Raw genomic sequence first — 18,954 nt, 5'->3', positions numbered from 1 at the left:
CTTAAAATCAGGATGATTTTGTCTTGGCGTTCACCCGAGGTTCGTTGCCCGTCAGTAGACGGACTATATTGCTATAGTGTCGCACCCAAATCAGGAGGGCGATGAGAAAAGTTGCGACAGGAATGGGAGAACTGGCACCCCGGCCCAGCACGACAACCATCAAAATCGGCGCAACAAGAAACGCTGAAAGCGCTCCAGCTGACGAAATCCGGCTTATCCGCGCTACGGCGAGCCAGACCACGCAGCACGCCACACCAACAGGCCAACACAAAACCCAGATTGTCCCGAGTCCCGTGGCAACGCCCTTTCCGCCCCTGAATCCAAGCCAGACAGGGAAACAGTGTCCGACCACCACCGAGACTGCCGCTACGGCCATGGCGAGTGACGGCGGGCCACCACCGAACCGAAGCGCCAGAAAGACTGCCAGCGCTCCTTTGAGAGCATCCAGAAGAAGGGTGGCCGCAGCCAAGCCCTTGCGACCAGTCCGCAGGACATTGGTGGCGCCAATATTACCGGAACCAATCTGGCGAATGTCTCCGCCGCCGCCGAGAGCCGTTAAAATCAGCCCGAACGGGATGCTCCCGATAACATACGCGATTGTGGCGACAAGCAGCAGGTTGGGATGAGACAGCGTCATACCAAGCCCTCAGCCGTGAAGACCTCACGACCTCGTCGGAAGGTCCGCAGGACCCGTCCTGTCAGCTTCTGACCATCAAATGGCGTATTTTGGGCCCGGCCCGGCAGTTCGCCAGCCGTCACTTCCCAAACAGCATCAGGGTCGAATAGGCAGAGATCGGCATCCTGACCAATTGCCAGTGTTCCCGCCGAAATGCCCAGAAGAGCGGCAGGAGCACAGGTGACAAGACGCAGGGCATCCATCAGAGGCAGCCCTGCGCCCAGTGTCACACCCAGAAGCGTGACAAGACCTGTCCCACCTGCACGCGCCTGCGCGAATGGAAGACGTTTGTCGTCCGCATCTGCCGGGGCGTGATCAGATGCCACGGCATCAATCGTACCATCAGCAAGGGCCGCACAAACCGCTGCTCTGTCTGATTCCGCACGGAGCGGTGGGGAGAACTTCGCGTAGGTACGAAAGTCCCCAATGTCTTCTTCCGTCATGGCGAAATAAGGGGGCGCTGTGTCACATGTTACTTTGATACCATGTGTTTTGGCTGTCCGGATCAGATCTAGCCCTTCGGCGGTAGAGACGTGCGCGAAATGCAGTCTCGCCCCAGTCATCTCGGCCAAACGAAGATCGCGGGCAATCATGATCGCCTCAGCCGCGGCCGGAACCTGCGGTAGACCCAAACGGACCGCCAGCGCACTTGCCGTCGCGCAGGCGCCCTTGGCGAGCGAAGGCTCTTCCGGGTGCTGCACAACCAGCGCGTCAAGGAAGCGGGAATAGGACAGCAGATTTCGCATCTGCTTGGCGTCTGTGATGGCACGCGTGCCATCGGTAAAGGCAACAGCTCCTGCATCCTGCAACAGGCCCAGCTCCGCCATGTCTCCGCCCTCGCAACCACGCGTCAGCGCGCCATAAGGGTGAATAGAGACCATACCCGTCTCTTCGCCGCGCACCTTCAGAAGATGCACCAGCGCCGGATTGTCGATTGCCGGAGACGTGTTGGGCAGAACGGCCATGGTGGTAATCCCACCCGCCACGGCAGCCCGCGCACCTGACTTGACGCTTTCACGATACTCAAAGCCCGGTTCACCCAAGGCAACACGCATATCCACAAGCCCTGGGCACAGAACTGCGCCCTGACCATCAATCACGCGCGCGCCTTCTGGCGTCTCGGGGCTGTCGATAGCGGCGATGCAGCCGTCTTCAACCGTCAGGCGTCCGATGCCATCTCGGCCAGATGCTGGATCGACCAGACGGACATTTTCAAAAACAGTAATCGTCATGAGGGCATCCGTGCGCGTGACAGGCGATCAAGAACGGCCATACGCACCGCCACACCCATTTCCACTTGTTCAGCAATCACGCTCTGGTCTGAATCCGCAACATCGGACGCAATCTCGACGCCACGGTTCATGGGGCCGGGATGCATGACCAGCGCACCGGGATTTGCCAGTGCCAGACGGCGTCTGTCCAAGCCGAAGAACCGGAAATACTCGCGGGAACTCGGAACGAGGCCTGCTCCCATGCGCTCTTTCTGGAGGCGTAGGGACATAACGACATCCGCGCCTTTTAAGGCCTCATCCATGTCTGAATACAGCGTGACATTGCCAAGTTCTGCCATTGCAGATGGCAACAGTGTCGGCGGGCCAACCAGACGCACCGAGTTTCCCAATGCAGTCAGAAGGTGGATGTTAGAACGTGCCACGCGGCTGTGGCCAACGTCGCCGCAGATTGCGATTGTCAGACCTTCCAGACGTCCAAAATGACGGCGAATGGTCAGAGCATCCAATAAAGCCTGAGTTGGATGTTCATGCGTGCCATCGCCAGCATTCACCACGCTGGCTTCGACCTTCTGCGACAGCAGGGCCGGTGCACCGGACTGGCCATGACGCACGACAAGCAGATCGCAGCGCATGGCATTCAGCGTGGATGCCGTATCCAGCAGCGTCTCGCCCTTATTCACCGAGCTGGTCGCGACCGTCATGTTTATGACGTCTGCGCCAAGGCGTTTGCCTGCCAGTTCGAAACTGGTGCGGGTACGGGTGCTGTCCTCGAAGAACAGATTGATGACTGTCCGGCCCCGCAACGCATCCCGTGGTGCGGAACGAGAACGGCTCAGGAGTGCATAGCTCTCCGCCAGATCGAGGAACGGAGCAATTTGCCCCGCTGTTAGCCCCTCGATTCCCAGCAGATGCCGGGGGACGGATGGCCGCTCAGGCACTGAGCACACTCGCAATGCGGGCCAGAACCTCGTCACGGCCAAGAGCCGCCAGCGTCAGGTCAATGCCCGGAGATGTCGTGGACCCTGTCATTGCTGCCCGGAGCGGCTGAGCTACGGAGCCAAGCTTCAGCTCGTTCTTCTCGGCATAGGCGCGGAGGGCACCGTCGATGGCTTCCGCTGTGAAATCCGGCAGAGCTGCCAGATCATGCCCGACGCCTTCAAGAACCTTGCGACCGTTCTCGTCCAGCAGCTTCTCAGCCTTGGGCGTAAAGGTCAGCGGAAGTGTGAAGCCTGCGAAGGCTGCGTTATCCGTCAGTTCGACCAGCGTCTTGGCGCGTTCCTTCAGGCCGGACATCATGGCCAGAACACGGGCACGCGTGCGGTCATCCGCAACAACGCCTTCACGGCCTTGCAGACGCTCCAGAACATCGTTTGTGAGACGCTCATCGTCAGCCTGACGCATCCAGACACCATTGAGGTGTGCCAGCTTCACATAATCCATACGGGACGGGGAACGACCGACGCCATCCAGATCGAACAGCTTGATCTGCTCTTCACGGGACAGAACCTCAGCATCACCATGGCCCCAGCCCAGGCGGAGCAGGTAGTTGCACAGGGCTTCCGGCAGGTAGCCTTCCTCGCGGAAGTCCACGACGGACTGCGCGCCGTGACGCTTGGACAGCTTGGCGCCATCCGGGCCATGAATCAGCGGCAGATGAGCGAAGTGCGGCAGATCCCAGCCCATCGCGCGGTAGATCATGGCCTGACGGAAGGTGTTCGTCAGATGGTCATCACCGCGCATGACATGGGTGATCTCCATGTCATGGTCATCACAGACCACGGCGTGCAGGTAGGTCGGCGTGCCGTCGGAACGCAGGATGATCAGGTCATCCATTTCCACGTTCGCAACGCGGACTTCGCCCTGCACCAGATCCTTGATGACGGTCTCGCCCTCACGTGGTGCCTTCAGGCGGATCACATAAGGCGCACCTTCCGGCGCTTCGGACGGATCACGGTCACGCCAGGTGCCGTCGTAACGGGGCGGACGCTTCTCGGCCATGGCCTTCTCGCGCATGGCCGTCAGTTCTTCTGGCGTGCAATAGCACTTGTAGGCTTCGCCTTTGGCCAGAAGCTCAAGAGCGACTTCCGTATGGCGGTCCTGACGGGCTGACTGGAAAACGGGTTCGGCATCGGCCGTAATTCCCATCCAGGCAAGGCCGTCAAAGATGACGTCCACGGCACGTTGTGTGGAACGTTCCTTGTCAGTGTCCTCAATCCGCAACAGGAATTCGCCACCGTGATGGCGTGCGAAGAGGAAATTGAACAGAGCAGCCCTGGCATTACCAACATGCAGCAGGCCCGTAGGGGAGGGTGCAAAGCGCGTACGGATGGTCATGCGGCTCTCATATCATGGTCATGCGGCACGGGCCATCCGCATCGTTCGACCATAAATTGTGTCACTCTTTTGCAATGTGTTGCCTTTAAGTGTCACAAGGCCGTTACATGAAGAAAAACCCGGTTTTTCAAGCGTGTGTGATTTCCTGCACCAACGATGCGTTCCCTATCCTGTCTCCAGTATTTCCACTGGGGGTGATCATGGACAGGCGAGATTTCAACGCCATGCTGACGGGGGTCGGGCTGACTCTGGGGAGTGGCCGCATCCGGAAGGCCGCTGCGTCTTCCGCACGGGTTGAGACCTTCATGCTCCGCTCCAATGGATGGGTGCCCAACAACCAGCATCTACCCGTCATTCTTTATCGGAATGTGCTCGAGAGCGGCGTGGGCCGTGAAGATGTTTATGAACACCTGTTCGGTCAGAACGGTTGGCCTGCGCGGTGGCGGAACGGGGTTTATTCCTTCCATCACTATCATAGTCTGGGCCATGAGGTTCTGGGGTTCTCTAACGGTTCTGCCAGATTGATTCTTGGTGGCCCTGAAGGGCGGGAAGTCGAAGTTCGCGGTGGCGATGTTGCATTGCTCCCGGCAGGAACCGGTCACTGTAACGTCGGTTCCACAGACGATTTCACAGTCATCGGGGCTTATCCGCCGAGCCAGTCTTTCGACATTCTGCGGAGCGCGCCATCTGCGGAGCAACTGGCTCGGATCAACGCGCTGACTTTCCCTTCGATCGACCCCGTCCAGGGTAAGGGCGGTTCTCTGTCCCGAGAATGGCACCCTTCATGAAGAATTTTCCTCTCCGCAGACGCCCTTTCCTTGCCGCTGTTGCCGGACTGGCTGCCGTTGGCAGCGCAGCAATGGCCGACTCGAAGCGTGAACTCCCAAGAATCGGTATTATTGGTTCCGGACAGGTTGGCAGAACGCTGGCAGCCCTGTGGGTACAGGCAGGCTATTGTGTCATGCTTTCCGCCCGTAATATAGCGGACGCCCAAGCTCTGGCGCAGACGCTCGGGCCTTTGGCGTCTGCTGGCACGCCCCTTCAGGCTGCTGCTTTCGGCAAAGTCGTGGTGCTTGCCGTACCGTATGGCGCGATACCTGCTCTTGGGCGCGATCTGAACCGGACATTGACCGACAAGGTCATAATTGACCCTGCCAATCCTTATGTGGGTCGCGACGGATGGATTGCTGATGTTGCTCTCAGGGATGGCGCAGGCATTACCACTCAGCGATATTTTCCCTCTGCGCATGTCGTACGGGTTTTCAATTCCATCGACATGACCAGCCTGCGTGCCGAAGCACACCGGCCAGACCCACGTCTCGCCGTACCGATCGCAGGTGATGACACGGCGGCGGTGCTCAAGGTCAAGGATCTGGTTGAGGCCGCCGGTTTCGACCCTGTTGTGACGGGAGGGCTCGCCAGCGCTCGGCTCTTCCAGCCAGCTAGCGCGGGTTTTGAGCTGGAACGGGACGCTGCGGGTCTCAGAAGCGCGCTGCACCTTCATAACTGACGGGCACCGGAATTACGGCAGAGCGTGATGGACTAAAATCCGTTACGCTCTGCCCGTGAACCGTCCGATATCTCCTGCCGATACTCTGTTGCTTGATGAGTTTGACACCTCTCCTGACGCGCCAGCCAGTGGTGGCCTCCGCCCGTCGCTGATTGAGAGGATCTTGGCAGAGCAGGGGCGGCGGCTGTTCTGCTGGCTCCCTGTCGCGGTTGCATTGGGGGCCCTCACGTATCTGACACTCCGCTCCGAACCCCCTCTTTGGCCTACTTTGGGTATTTCGGGCTGCGTAGCGGTGGCCGTCTGGTTCTGGCGGAAGCGTCCGACCTTACTGTTTCTATTCCTGGTAATTTCAGGACTTCTGATCGGCTTTCTGGACGCCTCATGGCAGACACGCCGACAACCGCCCATGCCATCTCTGCCAACGCGAGCCTCTGTCATCACAGGGCAGGTTATCGCGCTAGAGACACTGCCTCCCAGGCCAGGTAGCGATGAAGGCGGGAGACGGATTGTTCTGGCGCACGCAACGTTCGATACGCCAGTCGACGCAGGAATGGCGCCTCTCAAACGTACGTTGCGTTTGAAACTCCGTGATGATGATTCCGCATCCCCATTACCGGGCAGTACCGTCCAGATCAGGGCAATGTTGCGGTCTCCTTCGGCTCCGTCATGGCCGGGCGGCCGCGATCTGCAACGGGAAGCCTGGTTCTCTGGCTCAGCAGGGAGTGGGTATGCTTTGGGCACACTCCACGTGGACAGTGCAGACGCGACGGCAGGCCTGGAGGGGCTGAGAGAAGCCGTAGAAGCGCGCATCGAAAGCGTGCTCCCCGGCCAGACCGGCGCCATTGCCGCGACGCTGCTCGCAGGAGAGGCGGGCGGGATTGATGCCTCCACCCGTCAGGAATTCGCTGCCTCAGGGCTGGCGCATCTTCTGGCTGTCGCCGGGCTGCATCTTGGGTTGGTCATGGCTGTCGTCACGGTTTCTGTTCGCGCGTTTCTGACTTCCTTTGAGCGCCTGGCTCTGTATTGGCCCTGTCGAGAAATCGCAGCAGTTTCAGGATTTTTTGCCGGTATCGGATATGTCCTGTTGACCGGTGCTCATCTGCCCAGCGTCCGCGCGCTCGGCATGGCGGCACTGGTCACGCTGGCTCTTGTTACAGGGCGGCGCGCACTGTCCATACGCTCACTTGCCCTGATTGCGCTCGTTATCCTGCTTGTTTCTCCGGTTTCCGTTCTGGACGTTTCTTTTCAGATGTCTTTTGCCGCCGTGATGGGGCTGATCGCCGGGTATGAAGTTCTGCGTGAACCGCTTGCACGACTTCGAGGCGAAGGGGGGTCAGGGCGCGTCGTCCTGTCCCATCTGGCTGCCTTGTCCCTCACCAGTCTTCTTGCGGGGCTAGCGACCCTGCCGGTCAGCATGGCGCATTTTGGTGTCTTCCAGCCGTGGTTCGTGCTCGCCAACATGCTGGCCGTTCCTTTGGCCGCCGTCTGGATCATGCCCGCAGGTCTCCTGTCCCTGCTCCTGATGCCACTGCATGCCGCGGGTCTTCCGCTCATCGTCATGGGGTGGGGCATCCGGATTATTCAGATCATCGCGCACACAGTTGCGATGTTCCCGTTTGCTTACGAACCTGTTCCAGCCACGCCAGGCTGGGGACTTGCTGCCTTGCTTCTTGGGCTGTGCTGGTTGTGCCTCTGGAAGGGCTGGCCTCGTCTCGTTGGATTAGGGCCTATGGGTGTGGGAATTCTCTCCATCTGGATGGCGCCTCATCCGGACGTTCTGGTTTCCGCTGATGCAGGGGGGCTTGCCTTGAGGGGCGACGGCGTTCTGATGGTTGGTCCTCATGGCAGTCTCGAAAATCTGGCGCTTCAGGACTGGGAACGGGCGCTGGCTCTGCCAACAGGCTCCCTGCCACCTGACTGCATGACGGGTCTCTGCCGTGTCTCACTCAAAGGCCAGACGGTGTTGCTGCGGGCCAAAGATAGTCTGGATGGTGTTCGTTTGCCGTCTGAGCAGAACTGTCAAAGAATTAGCCTGTTTGTGAGTGCATCTCCGGCCCGTAATGCCTGCCCCGGAGTTCCGTTTATTGATCGCTTTTCGGTCTGGAGAAATGGCGCCTATGCGGTCTTTCTCCATCGAGGCGGTCCAGAGCTTGTCTCGGATCGGAGCTGGCGTGGGAGCCGTCCCTGGGTTCCTGCCATAGGCTCACACGGAATGCCCAATCTGCCCTTGGCTGAGGCAGAGTAGCTTCAATCAGGCAGCTTCTTTTGTGCGGGGTGGCGTGAGACGCTTGTCCGGATACAGACACCATTGTGTCGCCGGGCAGCGCCAGCATTCAGGCGCACGGGCCTTACAAACATAACGCCCATGCAGGATCAGCCAGTGATGCGCTGGCCGCAGCATATCCTTGGGAATGCGCGCTACCAGACCATCCTCAACCTGCCGGGTTGTTTTCCCCGGAGCCAGCCCGGTCCGGTTCCCGATGCGAAAAATATGCGTATCAACCGCCATGGTATCGGCCCCAAACGCAACATTCATCACTACGTTGGCGGTCTTTCGCCCGACGCCAGCCAATGCCTCAAGAGACTTGCGGTCAGCGGGGACGTCCCCACCATGTCGCTCCAGAAGCTGCTCGCACAGCAGGGCCACGTTATGCGCCTTGGCGCGCCATAAGCCGATTGTTTTGATGTATTGTGCGATCCCGGCTTCTCCGAGTTCCGCCATGCTTTTCGGATCGGGCGCGTGTTCAAACAGCCCCTTGGTCGCCTTGTTGACGGACTTGTCCGTGGCCTGAGCCGACAGAACCACGCTCACCAGAAGCTCAAACGTATTGCGGAAGATCAGCTCGCTTTCCGCATCCGGGTTGGCTTCGGCCAGAGCAGTAATGAAAGCCTTGGCCGCGGCCTTGCTCATGGGTCTGGTGGCGTCTGTCATGGCTGAAACTCCGCGCGGGCTGTTGCGTCTGATCCGGACTGTCCGGCAAGATACGCGAAACATCTGAAAATTTCATGCCATCAGGCCGTTGTCCTTGAGGGACAAGACGGCGGAGCTCTTCGTGTCCGATACTTCTACGCAACTCACCGGCCAGAAACAGGAAGGCCGGAAAATCGACGTTTCCTTTACAGAAGTCCTGTCCTTTGTCTGCCGCCGCTGGCTGGCACATCCAGCGCTGCTGGCCTGGACACTCTCTGGTGTGGCGCTCGCCACACTGGCAGACGTCGTCACACCGATTCTGGCTGGTCGCCTTGTCTCGGATATTTCCAAACACGCCGCCGGGCCAACCATCCCGAAAACCGATGAGCTTCTGAGCCTGCGTAATGATGCGTTCCTTATGGTGGGAGGATTAATTGCGCTTGGCTTGATTGGGCTGTTTGGTCGTCGGTCGTCTTTTGTCGGGATTTCACATCTGACGCTGGCAATCATGCACAAGGTCCTCAATCAGGCCTTTGCCCGCGTGCAGCGATTCTCAACGGACTGGCACGCCAATACCTTTGCCGGATCGACGGTTCGCCGCCTGACCCGAGGCATGTGGGCTATCGACACACTGGACGACACCCTGCTGCTAATGATCGGGCCAGAGGTTCTGGTGCTCGGTGGCACTACGGCCGTCCTCATGTTCCGTTCTCCCCTTATGGGATCGGTCCTTGCGGTTTCGGTCGTGCTGTTTGCCTGGCTCTCAATTATCCTGACGCTCCGCTATGTTGCGCCCAGCGCCCGTGCATCCAATGAATGGGACACGAAAATGGGTGCAGCCATCGCGGATTCCGTCACCTGCAATCCGGTTGTCAAAGCGTTCGGCTCTGAAAAGCGGGAAGAGCAGCGGCTGGACACCATCGTCGAAGGCTGGCGCGGACGTACCCTGAGGACATGGCTCCGCGGCACCAATAGCGCCAATATTCAGGCGCTGGCCTCTCTTGTGATGCGGATGCTCATGATCGGGCTTGCCGTCATGCTGTGGTGGCAGGGCAAGGCCGGGCCGGGTGACGTCGCATACGTTCTGACAATGATGTTTCTTGTGCAGGGATATCTTCGAGACCTGGGCCAGCAGGTCAGTCAGGTGCAGCGTTCCGTCAATGAGATGGAAGAGCTGATCGCCATCTTCCGCCGGGATTCGGCTATTCAGGATGCACCAGATGCCCAGCCTGCACGCTTTACGAAGGGCGAAGTCCACTTCGAGCACGTGACATTCCAGTATCCGGGGCAGGACAAACCTCTTTATCAGGACCTCACAATCGATATCGCGCCGGGATCACGTGTGGCCCTCGTGGGGCCGAGTGGATCTGGAAAGACGACCCTCACGAAACTTCTGCAACGCCTGTATGATGTGAACAGTGGGCGCATCACGGTTGATGGTCAGGACATCGCGCATGTCACGCAGGACTCCCTGCGGTCGCACATTGCCATTGTTCCACAGGAACCCGTGCTGTTTCACCGCACACTGGCTGAGAATATCGCCTATGCCCGGCCTTCGGCATCCATTGAAGACATCAAGGAAGCAGCGCGTCAGGCCAACGCAGCAGCCTTTATTGAGCGTCTGCCGGAAGGCTACAACACGATGGTCGGTGAACGCGGGGTCAAGCTCTCGGGCGGTGAGCGTCAGCGTGTCGCGATTGCCCGGGCGTTCCTTGCAGATGCGCCCATTCTTATTTTCGATGAAGCAACATCCAGTCTGGATTCAGAATCTGAATCCCTGGTGCAGGAGGCAATGCGCCGCCTGATGCAGAACCGCACCGTCATCGTGGTGGCCCATCGCCTTTCCACGGTGATGGAGCTGGATCGGATTCTTGTCTTCAGTCGGGGGGAGTTGAAGGAAGATGGCACTCATGCCGAGCTGGTGGCTCAGGAGGGCGGTATTTACCGCCGCCTGTTCGAGCTTCAGTCTCTCGAAGGCTAAAAGTTCCAAGGGTCTTTTCACAATCGCGAGACTGTATTGGTCTTTTCTGCATGACAGAACGTTTCCCCTCAGCCTGAATGCTGCTGAGGGGAAATTCCATCATGACACTTCGTTTTGCTTTCGCGGGGTTTTTGCTGGCCGCTCCGGCGACGTTGATGGCCTGCACCGCGCAGGCAGAACCTGTAGCATTCGATCATGCCCGCCTGATCGATGGAACAGGAGACCCTGTCCGTGAAAACGTTACAGTCGTCATCAACGATGGGCGAATTGTCTCTATCGGTGATCCGGCCCCATCTGGCGCCGAACATGTCGATCTCAGTGGCAAAACTCTGTTGCCCGCTCTGATCAGCGACCACAGCCATGTCGGTATCATCAAGGGAACGTCTGGCAGCAACGAGAACTACACCCGAGCCAATATTCTGGCGGCTCTGAAACAGTACAGTGATTACGGCGTCCTTACCGTGACTGCGCTGGGTCTGAACCGATCGCCGCTCTTTGATGATCTGCGGCGGGAGCAGCACGCGGGTAAAAATCCAGGCGCGGATCTGTTTGGCGTCGATCAGGGTATTGGTGCTCCCAATGGTGCACCGCCATCGGCCATGGTCAAAGGGCTAGGTCCAGATCAGGTTTATCGTCCGACCACGCCGCAGGAGGCGCGTCAGGACGTAGACCGTATGGTCGCGGAACACACGGATCTCGTGAAACTCTGGGTGGATGATTTCCGGAACGGTGTGCCGAATGGCAAGACGCTTCCGAAGATGTCTCCAGATATTTACCGGGCGGTCATAGACGAAGCCCATCAGCACAATACGCGCGTGGCGGTCCATATTCATGATCTGGATATTGCCAAAGCTGTCGTGGATGCTGGGGCCAATATCCTCGCGCATGGTGTGCGGGATCAGCCGGTTGATCAGGCTTTGATCGACGCCGTAAAGGCCCATGGTGTTTGGTATATCGCTACTCTGGGCTTAGACGAGGCGAATTACCTTTTTGCAGAGCATCCGGAGCTTCTGAATGTTCCTTTCGTTGCGGCCGCCATCGATCCTGCTCTGATGGCTCAGCTCTCAGATGCAGACTGGCGTAAACAGACACTTTCCAAGCCGCTTGTCGCGGCTTCGCACACCGCGCTTGCGATTAATCAGAAGAACCTTCTGACGCTTTATCGGGCAGGTGTGAAAGTGGGTTTTGGAACAGACTCAGGGGCTGCTCCAACGCGTTTGCCGGGGTTTGCGGAACATCGCGAACTTGCCTTGACCGTGGAAGCTGGCCTGACACCGCTTGAAGCCATTCATTTGGCGACTGGAAATGCCGCTGAACTGCTTGAGCTTGAAGATCGTGGCGTTCTGAAAACAGGGAAGCGGGCAGATCTTCTGATCGTTCGTGGCGCCCCAGACCAAAGCATCGCGGATATCGATCAGGTAGATCAGGTGTGGCAGCGGGGTATTCTCGTCAGTCACGGGCCTGTTGTTAGGCACCAGGGGCTCTGACGGGAGTGCATCCTGACATTTATCATTTCGACAAAGTATCTATCGAACCGTTTTTCTCTGCAGAAGCCTGATTTTATACTGTTACCAGATCCGTTTATGACATAATATTTCTATGAAGCGGGCGAGAATGTAGTGTGGATGAGAGACTGCAGTCTGCTTCATGGAGCTGTCCATGGTCGGGAAAGTGCGTGCTCGATGATGGACAATAAAATCACTGCATACGGCAGGAAAACGCATGTCCTCTTTTGACTACCTTACAAACGATCCCGGCCTCCACCTTGCTTGTGATGATGGATATCTCATCCATCCAGCCCGCTGGCAGGGAAGCCATGCCCTTTTTATTCTTTCCACCCCTATAAAATCACTCTGGCTTCTCTCTCGCAGGCACAGCCAGTCTTGCCCCAGCGAAGAGCGCGGGGTCCTGATCCGGGACATCACTCTTTACGCCGTCAGAGGGGCTCACCGCCTCACATCACATCTTACATTTCCTGAAAGTATGGGATGGGCGTCGAGCGAAGGCGATGATGCCCGCTGGACAGAGGGGCGTGCTCACTTGGAACTCGAAAATGTTCTGGGCAAGGAGACGGGCATGCTGTCTGTGGAGGTCTGTTCAAAAGGGCCCTATCACCTGGAACAGGAGAGTCCGCAGCTCTCCTGTTCGCCGAACCTAGAGTTCAGCCTTCCACACATTCAGTAAGGAAAAGGGTGAGCGCGCGGCCACGGTGACTGATCGCGTTTTTCTCGTGCTCGCCCATTTCTGCGAAGGTCCGGCTTTCGCCTTCTGGTGCAAACATCGGGTCATAGCCGTGACCATGATCCCCACGCGGAGGCCAGACTGTCTGGCCATGGCATTCCCCAACCACGCAATGTGTTTCGCCGTCTGGCCATGCCAGGCAGAGCGCCGCCACAAACGATGCTGCGTGGTCTGACGTTTCACCCATTTCGCGATGCACACGCTCCATGGCAACGGTCATGTCTTTTGCAGGGCCGCCCCATCGTGCCGAGTAAACGCCGGGCTGGCCGCCGAGTGCCGAGACGCAAAAGCCGGAATCATCCGCCAATGCTGGCAAACCAGATGCACGGGCCGCCGCCAGAGCCTTGATTTCAGCATTGCCCGTAAATGTGTCTGCCGTTTCATCCGGCTCTGGCAGATTTAGCTCTCCTGCAGACACAACAGTGATGCCGCTTTCTGCAAGCAGGCTGGAGAATTCACGCAGTTTCCCGGCATTGTGGCTTGCCAGAACAATTTTTGACCCACGGGACAGGCGGCGCATTACAAAGTCTCCAGTGCGGAAGTCTGAGCTTTAAAGAGGGGGGCTGTGCCCAGCTTGGCCAGACGCAGCAGTTCAAAAAACTCAGTTTCCTGAAAAGGGGACGTTTCCGCCGTCCCCTGAATTTCGACGATGCCACCCTCTGCGGTAAGAACAAAGTTCGTGTCAGCCTGAGCGGCACTGTCCTCAACGTAATCCAGGTCCAGCACGGCGCCAGCAGAGGTCAGGCCGCAGGAGACTGCCGCAATTTGTGCTGTCATGACTGAGGACAGACTGGCTTTTTTCAGAGCCATGGAGAGAGCAACCCAAGCGCCGGTAATGGAAGCGCAGCGGGTCCCGCCATCAGCGTTCAGGACATCACAGTCCAGCGTGATGGTCCGTTCTCCCAGCTTCTTCAGATTCACACAGGCTCGCAGGGATCTTGCAATCAGGCGCTGGATTTCCTGCGTCCGACCAGACTGCTTGCCCTTGGATGCTTCACGGTTGCCACGCTGATGGGTTGCGCGCGGAAGCATGCCATACTCGGCCGTAATCCAGCCTTGACCCTTGTTGCGCAGAAAGGGCGGGACACGATTTTCGAGAGACGCCGTGCACAGAACTTCCGTTCCACCCACCCGGATAAGTGCTGAACCTTCCGCATGTCGGGCAAAGCCTGTTTCAATGGAAATGGCGCGACCTTCGTCACAGGCGCGTCCGGATGGGCGCTTTGTCATGCGAAAAAATCCTCTCTCAGAACCGAGCCCTGCCTCTACCGCGTTTGACGAGAAGCCTTCCAGCCCCGACATACAGTTTTACCATGATCAGACCTGACCCTTCCTTCTTCCGTATGCCGAACTCCTTTGCTTCCGGATTGGGAGAGCGGGAAGCTGCGATCCTGCGGGAAATCGTTGAAGAATACGTTGAAACAGGGGAGCCAATCGGCAGTCGCACTCTGGCGCAGCGCTTGAATCTGTCTCTGTCTCCCGCGACCATCCGCAACGTCATGGCAGATCTTGGCCGGGCCGGGCTGTTGTTCAGCCCTCATGTGTCCGCAGGGCGGCTGCCGACCGAGAAGGGTGTTAAACTCTTCGTGGAAGGTCTTCTTCAATTTGGTGCCCTGACTGACGAAGATCGAGCCAGTATCGACAGTAGGCTGGAAATTCATGGCCGGTCCTATCAGGAGACCCTGGCGGAAGCATCGTCCATGCTGTCGGGTCTGTCATCCGCAGCAGGTCTGGTGTTGGCCCCTAAATCTGACGCGACGCTCAAACATATTGAGTTCGTTGCGCTCGGTCCGGGACGTGTTCTCGTGGTGCTGGTCAGTTCAGACGGCCAGGTGGAAAATCGCATCATCGAAACCCCGGCAGGACTGCCGCATTCTGCCCTTGTCGAGGCTGGGAACTATCTTAACGCCCACCTGGGGGATCTGACGCTTGGCACTCTGAAAGAGCGTGTCAGCAAGGAAATGGACGTCAACCGCCACGAACTTGATGCTTTGACCGCCAGCGTCATCGAAAGTGGTCTGGCCACATGGGACGCTGATGGCGGAACGCTGTTCGTTCGGGGGCAGGGCAAGCTGCTGGCGGATATCACCGAGATCGAACGACTGACCACGATCCGTATGCTGTTCGATCACCTCGAAACGCAGGAGACCATGCTTCAGCTCCTGCAACTGGCAGACGCTTCGGAAGGTGTGCGAATCTATATCGGCAGTGAGAGCGGAATGTTTGGAATGTCGGGCGTGTCCATGATCGTCGCGCCAGCCCGCAATGAGGCCCAGAAAATCGTGGGCGCCATTGGTGTCATCGGGCCAACGCGCCTGAATTACGGGCGAATTGTACCCGTCGTGGATTACACGGCCCGGATGGTCGGGCGCCTGCTGGGATAGTGACTGCAACCCTTCCGCCTTTGCGCTGTTGAATCCTGCGTCCATCGGAAAGGAAAGAGTCCATGGCTACGATTGACGCAAAGAAATCCGGTACGTTCCTCATTGGTGGTGATCTCAAGGTCCACCGCCTCGGGTTTGGCGCGATGCGCATTACCGGCAAGGGCATCTGGGATGAACCTCCAGACCACGAAGAAGTGGTCCAGACCCTTGAAAGCCTCCCGAAGTTCGGGGTGGATTTTATTGATACAGCGGATTCCTACGGTCCGTTCGTCTCGGAAAACCTGATCCGTGAAGTGCTTTATCCTTACAAGAAGATGGTCATTGCGACGAAGGGCGGCCTGACACGGCATGGTCCAGATATCTGGAAGCCAGTCGGAAATCCTGACTATCTGAGGCAGTGCGTGTTGATGTCCATGCGACGGCTGGGCGTGGAGCACATTGATCTCTGGCAGTTGCATTGGATTGGACCAGATTGCCCGGCAGAAAAGCAGTTCGAGGCAATTGCCAAATTCCGCGAAGAAGGCCTGATCCGGCACGTGGGTCTGTCGGAAGTGAGCGTGAAGGACATCAAGCTCGCGCAGAAATACTTCCCGGTCTCGACGGTTCAGAACCGCTTCAATCTTGTGGACCGCAAGTCCGAAGATGTTCTGGATTTCTGTACCAAGGAAAACATCGGCTTCATTCCCTGGGCGCCTCTGGCTGCCGGAGAACTGGCCAAGCCCGGTACGGACATGGACAAGATCGCGCATCGGCATCATGCAGATGCAGGGCAGATTGCTCTGGCGTGGCTTCTGAAAAGGTCACCGGTCATGTTGCCCATTCCGGGGACCGGAAGCAGAGCCCATCTGGCCTCTAATGTTCGGGCAGCATCCTTGAATCTCAACGATGAAGAGTTTGCTACTCTGAATCGGCAGGGTGAAGAGGTGTGGAAGAAATCCGCCGCCGGATCATAACGATCACGAGCCGCCGTAAACTGTCACAAAATGACCCTTTTCAGTGGGGGCGACGAACGGCTCGTTTCAGTGCTATGCAGTTTGTATGACGCGCCGTTCCATTCGCTCCCGTAATCCGCAGGACCCCAGGGCCAGTGTGCCCCGCGGGCCCCGTTTCCGCCGTTTCCGTCAGTCTCTTGCCATCGTCGCCGGTGTCGGGCTTGTCGGTGTTGCGGGTGCAGGTATCTTGGGTTGGACCACCTACGCCAAACTCGTGGCTGATCTGCCAAGTGTGGACAGCCTGAGGGCCTATCAGCCCCCGACCGTCAGTCGCATCTATGCGTCTGATGATCGCCTGATGGCTCAGCTTGCCAATGAGCGGCGCATTTTCGTTCCGCTGGAAGCGATTCCGGATCGAGTAAAGCGCGCCTTCCTCGCAACGGAAGATCACAATTTCTACACCCATGGTGGTGTGGATGTGATGGCCATCGCCCGTGCAGGCGTAACGGACGTTTTTGCCCGCCATGGGCGCCGTGCTGTTGGTGCGTCCACCATTACGCAGCAGGTTGCGCGTGGGATGCTGCTTAACAGCAATGCCCGCACACTTGATCGTAAAATCAAGGAAGCCCTGCTTGCCGTCAAAATGGAGCAGGTGCTGTCCAAGGACAAGATTCTTGAGATCTATCTGAACTGGGCGGATCTGGGGAACGGCTCTTTTGGTGTCGCCGCCGCGGCCCAGACCTATTTCAACAAGCCTCTCGACCAGCTGAATGATGCAGAAGCCGCGTCACTGGCGGCCCTTCCGAAGTCACCGACACACTACAATCCGTTCCTTCATCCTGACGCAGCCTTGATGCGCCGGAATCTTGTTCTGGATCTGATGGCCGATAACGGCGTCATTTCCCGCGAGCAGGCTCAGGAAGACAAGAAGGAGCCACTGGTCCCGCAGAAGAAACAGCGGTTTGGACCTTTGCCGGACTCAGAGTGGTTCGGGGCCGAGGTCCGGCGTCAGCTCATCAGCTTGTATGGTCAGGATCGCGCTCTTCAAGGCGGCCTTGAAGTTCATACCAGTCTGGATCAGCCCCTTCAGGTGTCAGCGACGAAGCTGCTGCATGAAGGTCTGATGGATTACGATCGGAGCCGCGGAGGTTGGCGTGGCCCGGTCATCCATCTTGATGGCATTGACGCAGAAGGCTGGGAAGAAAGTCTCGATAAGGTCTCAGGTCCAGCCGGAATGCTAAGGGAGTGGCGTCTGGGCGTCATTCTTCCTGGCGGAACTCACGTGGGCTGGAATGAGGAAGGCCAAGCGAAGACTGGTCCTCTTCTGGCAACAGACATCGCATGGGCACGTCGGATGCACCCGCTTCGTGCTGGGGATGTCATCATGATTGAGCCGCAGGAAAGTGGCTCCGTTGCCCTGCGTCAAATTCCGCAGGTTGAAGGCGCTGTCGTGACGATGGACGTCCATACAGGCCGTGTTCTGGCGATGGTTGGTGGATGGTCGTTCCACGAAAGTCAGTTCAACCGCGCAACGCAGGCGCTGCGTCAGCCAGGCTCTTCCTTCAAGCCGTTTGTGTATCTGGCGGCTATGGAACAGGGTATTTCTCCGTCCGAGAAGTTTGATGACTCCCCTGTGTCTTACGGCGACTGGCACCCCAAGAACTACGAGCACGACAACTGGGGCCCGACCACTCTGCACGATGCTCTGCGTGAAAGCCGGAACCTCGTGACGATCCGGGTGGCCGCTCATCTGGGCATGAAGGCTGTTGCAGATACTGCCATCAAGGCGGGGCTTGTGGATGAAATGCCGCATGTGTTGCCTGCTGCTCTTGGTGCCGTCGAGACAACGGTCCTCAAGGAAACAGCAGCCTACGCAACCATTGCAAACGGCGGTCATGTAGTGTCGCCGACACTGGTGGATGACGTTCAGGATCGTCTGGGCAATATCATCTGGCGTGCGCCAGGTCTGGCGTTAGGAACAACGTTGCAGGCTCCCCCAGCTCCACCGGCCGCTGATCCTTCATCCCCCACGATTGCTCCAGTCACGCCCGAAGTTGGAGCAACAACTGCGCCGCCAGCAGCTCCCGTTGCCGGGAGCATTTCGGTTCCCTCCATTACAGACAGCCGTCCCGTGCTCGCCAGTGAAGCCAGCTCCTATCAGATCGTAGCCATGCTGAAAGACGTCATTGCGAACGGCACAGGTCGCATGGCGGGGGCTGGGATCGACCGTCCCATCGCGGGCAAGACCGGCACCAGTCAGGATTTCCATGATGCCTGGTTTGCTGGCTTTTCGCCGGATATCGTCACGATCGTCTGGGTCGGTTTCGATACGCCACAAACGCTCGGGCGGAACGCTGATGGTGCCCGCATTGCCGGCCCGATATGGAACAAGATCATGAAGGTGGCCCTCGCCAACCGGCCGAAGCTGGATTTCCGTGTTCCGGCCGATATCACGCTGGCGTCCTACAACACCGGCCGTATCACTGCGACTGACGGCTTCAAGGCTGATCAGGTTCCGGGTGCGTCGGTGGCTCTGCATGGCTTCGGTGCTGGTACGGAAGCCCTGACAGCGGCAGATACCGGGGCGGATGCCGTTATTTCGGATTCCGAGAGCGATATGACAGACACCAGCGCGCCGAGTGTTGGGTCTTCCCCGAATACCAAGCCTCAGGCCCAGAAACCTGCGGCATCGGATGGTGACATTGGTGTAGGCGGCCTGTACTGAGGGCAGCCAAACCACCTTATATATAAGT

General features: G+C 58.3%; 16 protein-coding genes. 9 read left to right on the top strand and 7 right to left on the bottom strand.

Annotation, left to right across the window (positions count from 1 at the left end; translation table 11 throughout):
• Positions 1-7: 7 nt before the first annotated feature.
• From plsY to gltX, 4 genes are read right to left on the bottom strand one after another with little or no spacing between them, the layout of a single operon-like run.
• Positions 8-637: a glycerol-3-phosphate 1-O-acyltransferase PlsY gene (gene plsY, locus GCE01_RS13780; RefSeq protein WP_099213308.1), complete on the bottom strand. Its 630-nt coding sequence runs from the start codon at positions 635-637 to the stop codon at positions 8-10.
• Complete coding sequence (locus GCE01_RS13775; RefSeq protein WP_099213307.1) at positions 634-1,908, bottom strand: dihydroorotase; 1,275 nt, start codon at positions 1,906-1,908, stop codon at positions 634-636. The genes plsY and GCE01_RS13775 overlap by 4 nt, the downstream gene beginning before the upstream one ends.
• Positions 1,905-2,846 (bottom strand): aspartate carbamoyltransferase catalytic subunit, encoded by a 942-nt coding sequence (locus GCE01_RS13770; RefSeq protein ID WP_099213306.1) that lies wholly within the window; start codon positions 2,844-2,846, stop codon positions 1,905-1,907. The genes GCE01_RS13775 and GCE01_RS13770 overlap by 4 nt, the downstream gene beginning before the upstream one ends.
• On the bottom strand, positions 2,839-4,242 hold the full coding sequence (gene gltX, locus GCE01_RS13765; protein ID WP_064274235.1) for a glutamate--tRNA ligase: 1,404 nt from the start codon (positions 4,240-4,242) through the stop codon (positions 2,839-2,841). The genes GCE01_RS13770 and gltX overlap by 8 nt, the downstream gene beginning before the upstream one ends.
• 200 nt (positions 4,243-4,442) lie before the next feature.
• Between gltX and GCE01_RS13760 the strand changes: the two genes are divergently transcribed.
• The 3 genes from GCE01_RS13760 (at position 4,443) to GCE01_RS13750 (ending at position 7,997) form a co-directional block, all read left to right on the top strand.
• Positions 4,443-5,030 carry a hypothetical protein gene (locus tag GCE01_RS13760; RefSeq protein WP_064274299.1) on the top strand — a complete coding sequence of 196 codons (588 nt, stop codon included), beginning with the start codon at positions 4,443-4,445 and terminating at the stop codon, positions 5,028-5,030.
• Positions 5,027-5,752 carry an NADPH-dependent F420 reductase gene (locus GCE01_RS13755; RefSeq protein ID WP_099213305.1) on the top strand — a complete coding sequence of 242 codons (726 nt, stop codon included), beginning with the start codon at positions 5,027-5,029 and terminating at the stop codon, positions 5,750-5,752. The genes GCE01_RS13760 and GCE01_RS13755 overlap by 4 nt, the downstream gene beginning before the upstream one ends.
• A 163-nt stretch (positions 5,753-5,915) precedes the next feature.
• Positions 5,916-7,997 carry a ComEC/Rec2 family competence protein gene (locus GCE01_RS13750; protein WP_099213354.1) on the top strand — a complete coding sequence of 694 codons (2,082 nt, stop codon included), beginning with the start codon at positions 5,916-5,918 and terminating at the stop codon, positions 7,995-7,997.
• 6 nt (positions 7,998-8,003) lie between these two features.
• Here GCE01_RS13750 and nth read toward each other — a convergent pair whose 3' ends face one another.
• Positions 8,004-8,684 (bottom strand): endonuclease III, encoded by a 681-nt coding sequence (nth, locus tag GCE01_RS13745; protein ID WP_174694856.1) that lies wholly within the window; start codon positions 8,682-8,684, stop codon positions 8,004-8,006.
• 121 nt (positions 8,685-8,805) lie between these two features.
• Between nth and GCE01_RS13740 the strand changes: the two genes are divergently transcribed.
• The 3 genes from GCE01_RS13740 (at position 8,806) to GCE01_RS13730 (ending at position 12,828) form a co-directional block, all read left to right on the top strand.
• The gene (locus GCE01_RS13740) at positions 8,806-10,644 is read left to right on the top strand and encodes an ABC transporter ATP-binding protein (protein ID WP_099213304.1); all 1,839 of its coding nucleotides are present in this window, start codon (positions 8,806-8,808) and stop codon (positions 10,642-10,644) included.
• Between the two features lie 101 nt (positions 10,645-10,745).
• Complete coding sequence (locus GCE01_RS13735) at positions 10,746-12,131, top strand: amidohydrolase family protein (protein WP_099213352.1); 1,386 nt, start codon at positions 10,746-10,748, stop codon at positions 12,129-12,131.
• Positions 12,132-12,366: 235 nt separating this feature from the next.
• Positions 12,367-12,828: a hypothetical protein gene (locus tag GCE01_RS13730; protein WP_174694855.1), complete on the top strand. Its 462-nt coding sequence runs from the start codon at positions 12,367-12,369 to the stop codon at positions 12,826-12,828.
• On the opposite strand, the gene rdgB is transcribed toward GCE01_RS13730, so the two are convergent.
• Entirely contained in the window at positions 12,806-13,405 is a 600-nt protein-coding gene (gene rdgB, locus GCE01_RS13725; RefSeq protein WP_099213303.1) for an RdgB/HAM1 family non-canonical purine NTP pyrophosphatase, read from the bottom strand. The genes GCE01_RS13730 and rdgB overlap by 23 nt on opposite strands.
• Positions 13,405-14,115 (bottom strand): ribonuclease PH, encoded by a 711-nt coding sequence (gene rph, locus GCE01_RS13720; RefSeq protein ID WP_099213351.1) that lies wholly within the window; start codon positions 14,113-14,115, stop codon positions 13,405-13,407. The genes rdgB and rph overlap by 1 nt, the downstream gene beginning before the upstream one ends.
• Positions 14,116-14,198: 83 nt before the next feature.
• Between rph and hrcA the strand changes: the two genes are divergently transcribed.
• The 3 genes from hrcA to GCE01_RS13705 all read left to right on the top strand — a co-directional run bounded on the left by hrcA (position 14,199) and on the right by GCE01_RS13705 (position 18,926).
• Positions 14,199-15,269 carry a heat-inducible transcriptional repressor HrcA gene (gene hrcA, locus GCE01_RS13715; RefSeq protein WP_046900246.1) on the top strand — a complete coding sequence of 357 codons (1,071 nt, stop codon included), beginning with the start codon at positions 14,199-14,201 and terminating at the stop codon, positions 15,267-15,269.
• Between the two features lie 62 nt (positions 15,270-15,331).
• Positions 15,332-16,222, top strand: coding sequence for an aldo/keto reductase (locus GCE01_RS13710; RefSeq protein ID WP_099213302.1), 891 nt, complete (start codon positions 15,332-15,334; stop codon positions 16,220-16,222).
• An 85-nt stretch (positions 16,223-16,307) separates the two neighbouring features.
• Positions 16,308-18,926, top strand: a complete 2,619-nt coding sequence (locus GCE01_RS13705; protein WP_099213301.1) for a penicillin-binding protein 1A — start codon at positions 16,308-16,310, stop codon at positions 18,924-18,926.
• Positions 18,927-18,954: the final 28 nt, after the last annotated feature.

It is taken from the genome of Gluconobacter cerinus (genome assembly GCF_002723935.1).
Taxonomy (GTDB): Bacteria; Pseudomonadota; Alphaproteobacteria; order Acetobacterales; family Acetobacteraceae; genus Gluconobacter; species Gluconobacter cerinus.
This window is presented reverse-complemented; position numbering and strand designations above follow the sequence as displayed.